This window comes from Cuspidothrix issatschenkoi CHARLIE-1 (genome assembly GCF_002934005.1).
In the GTDB taxonomy this organism is placed as follows: domain Bacteria; phylum Cyanobacteriota; class Cyanobacteriia; order Cyanobacteriales; family Nostocaceae; genus Cuspidothrix; species Cuspidothrix issatschenkoi.
On the sequence record NZ_PGEM01000242.1, the window covers coordinates 1 to 2,987 of the forward strand.

A 2,987-nucleotide genomic window follows, 5' to 3' on the forward strand; every position below is an offset into this window, starting at 1 on the left:
CATAGATTCCCCGTTTTCACAAACTCAACCCCGCAATGAATGAGGGGTTTCACCCCTCAAACACCCCGACAAGCGGAGCCCGCTTGACCGCACCTCTAGCAAGATGAAAGTTCAAAAAGATAACTTGCTTGTCGGACTGTCGAATCTAACATACTCAAAATAAAAAACAAGGGTAAATGAACTCGTTTCACTCGCCCTTGTTTTTCTTTTTTCGCATGTTTTAACGATTCTGCCGACAGCAAGATATCTTTTTACCCTTTGAACCACAAAATCGCTAAAACACCCCTTAATTTGCAAAATACGACACGTTACATACTTCGTCCGTAACCTTCGTCTCTTTCTCTTGATTGTTGTTTGTTTTTAATAGCGTTCTGCTCAATCCTATTCACGCTCTTAAGAACCGCTTGTAAATCTTCTTTTGCGAAATGTCTTAAGACAATATCAACACGCTTTTCTAGGAATTTGACTTGTTCTTTTAGTCCTTTATTCTCTTTCTTGAAACCTACGTACGCTTGACATAGTCCGTGATAGTCTTTATACAAAGCCTCATACTTGTCCTCATGTTCAGACATTCTTTCTCTAATCGTCTTTTCCATATCCATTTTTGCAACGGTTGTTATTACTTCAGCACGTTCTTTAACTTCGTTATCCAAATCTCTATCCAAGTTTTTCTTTTGGTTAAGTTCCGTTTTTAGTAGCTTGTTCTCTTTTCGCAACTCTCGATTTTCCTTGAAGAGTTCAACTTGTTTGTTGTAAATCTCTTTGAATCTGTCATACAAATCTTTAACTAGATCCACGAGTTGCCTTACTAAATTTCCGTCCACTTTTAAGCTTTCGCTAAACATAACTTTGTTTGAATTAAGAATCTTATTAGCGACTGTCGTTATCTCGTCTTTAGCAACAATGTTATCCATTCTGCTTTTCATGTATTCCTGTTTGCTATCAGCAACTTCCGTCTTAACGACTGATAGCACATCATAAAGCGTTGAATTGATTTCTCGTAAGTTCCTAAGTTGACGTTTCTCTTGAATCACGTTGGCAGCCGTTTTGTCCATTTCTTGAACTAGCTCATCTAATCGGCTTTTTTGTTGGTCGATAATATCCATGACTTTCTTGTATTCGTGGATATCTTCGATATTTTGAACGGTTTTACCTTTCCCACGAGTTACGTAAAAGTCATAATCAAGCAGAAAGTCCGGCAGTTTATCGTGAATATAATTGATTTTCTCACGGTTCATCACGACACGAGCCTGCAATCTTCCGTTCTCTTTGTTCACTGGTACAAAGTGTAAGTGCATATGCGGTGCGGTTTCGTCGTAATGCACTTTTGCACTTACCACGTTTTCCGCCCCAAATTCGTTACAAAAGAACTCATAACACGCTTGAAAATACTTGTTAGTCTTTTCTACACCCCAATGCTTAAATTCGCTCTGCGGTACTGTAATCACGTTTGAATACATGACTACAGAATTCTTTTGCACTCTTGAGCCACTTTCCTTCAAATCGTCCACTCTTGATTTTACACGTTGATAAAGTGTCCGCTTATCGTCCACAAAATCAAAATTCAAGTTCGTACGTTCCAGGTCAATATCGGGATTGGAAATTTTGCCTTTTCGTTCCTGTTCCATCTCTTTGCCTTTGACATCACTCATCTTATTTTTTTGTGTGTTCCATGCTAGTTCCATATCAGTTTTTACTCCTTTTTTTCTTGTAAAAGGGGAGCGAAGCGACCCTTGATACTCTACAAGAGTATAGCACGTTATACTCTCGCAAGCGAGAAACGTGGTCTTGCAGACGGCTGACGCAAAACTTTCAGTTTTGCTCTGTTGTGGTCTTGCGACCACAATCGACTAATCATGATCATGCTGCAGCATGAATCTGATTAGTCTGTGATGAACTGTTTTCGCTATCGCTCCCAACAGTTCATCTTGTCCTTTTAAGCCGTGACTCGGACGGCTTAAAAGAACTAAAAAAACACCCGTGACTTGGACGGGTGTTTTTTCTCTTTCTTGCTACTGCATCTTTTTCGATTGTGGTCTATCGCCTTTATGCCTGTTTGATTTAATATACTTCTCGATAGCGTAAGCACTGTTATCGCATAGCAACTTGAACCAATCATCAAACCTTCTCAACCTAGCGTAATCTAGCATATCCTTAAATTCCGTTATGTCGTTATCATCAATGAACTCTAACATTTCTGCTATATGTGAGTAGCGGTCAGTTGCCGTCATTTTGAAATACTGCTCTATATCTATATTGCCGTAAACTTCAATATCACTTTGCTTGTATTGATACTTATCTGGACTATCAATATGAATCATGTAACGCACACTACCAACTGTACTTTTTGACTTTTGCGGTATTGGTGCGTTTAGCTTATCAGTCAATTCTTTAACTTGCTCATAGCTTTTTTTATATCCAAAACATAGCAACACATGATAGTGTGCTTTTTTTACTTCTCCTGTTGGAAGTACGTCCTTATCATGGATTGGACTACAAACAAAGCTTACTTCCTGAACCAATAAATCTTTCCAGTCTGCTGGTGCTGATTCAGGATAGACAATAATGTTCCAATTTCTTGAACGATTATCTTTATCATTTTCTTTTACCATGCTATAATCTCCTTGAGTATAGTTTTTTGAAAGAGCCGTTTTGCCACGGCTCTTTTTTTATTTAAACAAATCGCCACGTTCTTTTAATCTTTGCAGTAAAAAATGAACTAAGCCAGACTTTGTCATTCCGTATTTTTTTGATAATTCGTTCAAATCGTCATTAGTTTTGACTGGTAATGAAAGGCTAATTCTAACTTTCTCAATTTTTTCTTCTTTCACAATCTATCTCTCCTATCTTCTGTAATAAAAAATAACCACAACGCGACTATATCATATATACGCATTAAATACAAGTCCTAAAAAAATTTTTTTTTAAAATCTCGCTATCCATTGGGGGAGAATGGTTTTCACGTTTTTTGACCCATGACCTATGAT

The 2,987-nt window shown here is 37.7% G+C and carries 3 protein-coding genes; all 3 read right to left on the bottom strand.

Annotation, left to right across the window (positions count from 1 at the left end):
* Window positions 1-308: 308 nt before the first annotated feature.
* The 3 genes from mobV to CUN59_RS21005 all read right to left on the bottom strand — a co-directional run bounded on the left by mobV (window position 309) and on the right by CUN59_RS21005 (window position 2,831).
* Window positions 309-1,685 carry a MobV family relaxase gene (gene mobV, locus CUN59_RS20995; protein WP_104389616.1) on the bottom strand — a complete coding sequence of 459 codons (1,377 nt, stop codon included), beginning with the start codon at window positions 1,683-1,685 and terminating at the stop codon, window positions 309-311.
* A gap of 327 nt (window positions 1,686-2,012) precedes the next feature.
* Window positions 2,013-2,612: a replication protein gene (locus CUN59_RS21000; protein ID WP_104389614.1), complete on the bottom strand. Its 600-nt coding sequence runs from the start codon at window positions 2,610-2,612 to the stop codon at window positions 2,013-2,015.
* A gap of 57 nt (window positions 2,613-2,669) precedes the next feature.
* On the bottom strand, window positions 2,670-2,831 hold the full coding sequence (locus CUN59_RS21005) for a protein repA (protein ID WP_104389615.1): 162 nt from the start codon (window positions 2,829-2,831) through the stop codon (window positions 2,670-2,672).
* Between the last annotated feature and the right edge of the window lie 156 nt (window positions 2,832-2,987).

What these genes read in the sequence shown, in the direction of transcription:
- mobV (WP_104389616.1), bottom strand. Translation starts at nt 1,685, where the DNA reads ATGGAACTAGCATGGAACACACAAAAAAATAAGATGAGTGATGTCAAA.
- CUN59_RS21000 (WP_104389614.1), bottom strand. Translation starts at nt 2,612, where the DNA reads ATGGTAAAAGAAAATGATAAAGATAATCGTTCAAGAAATTGGAACATT.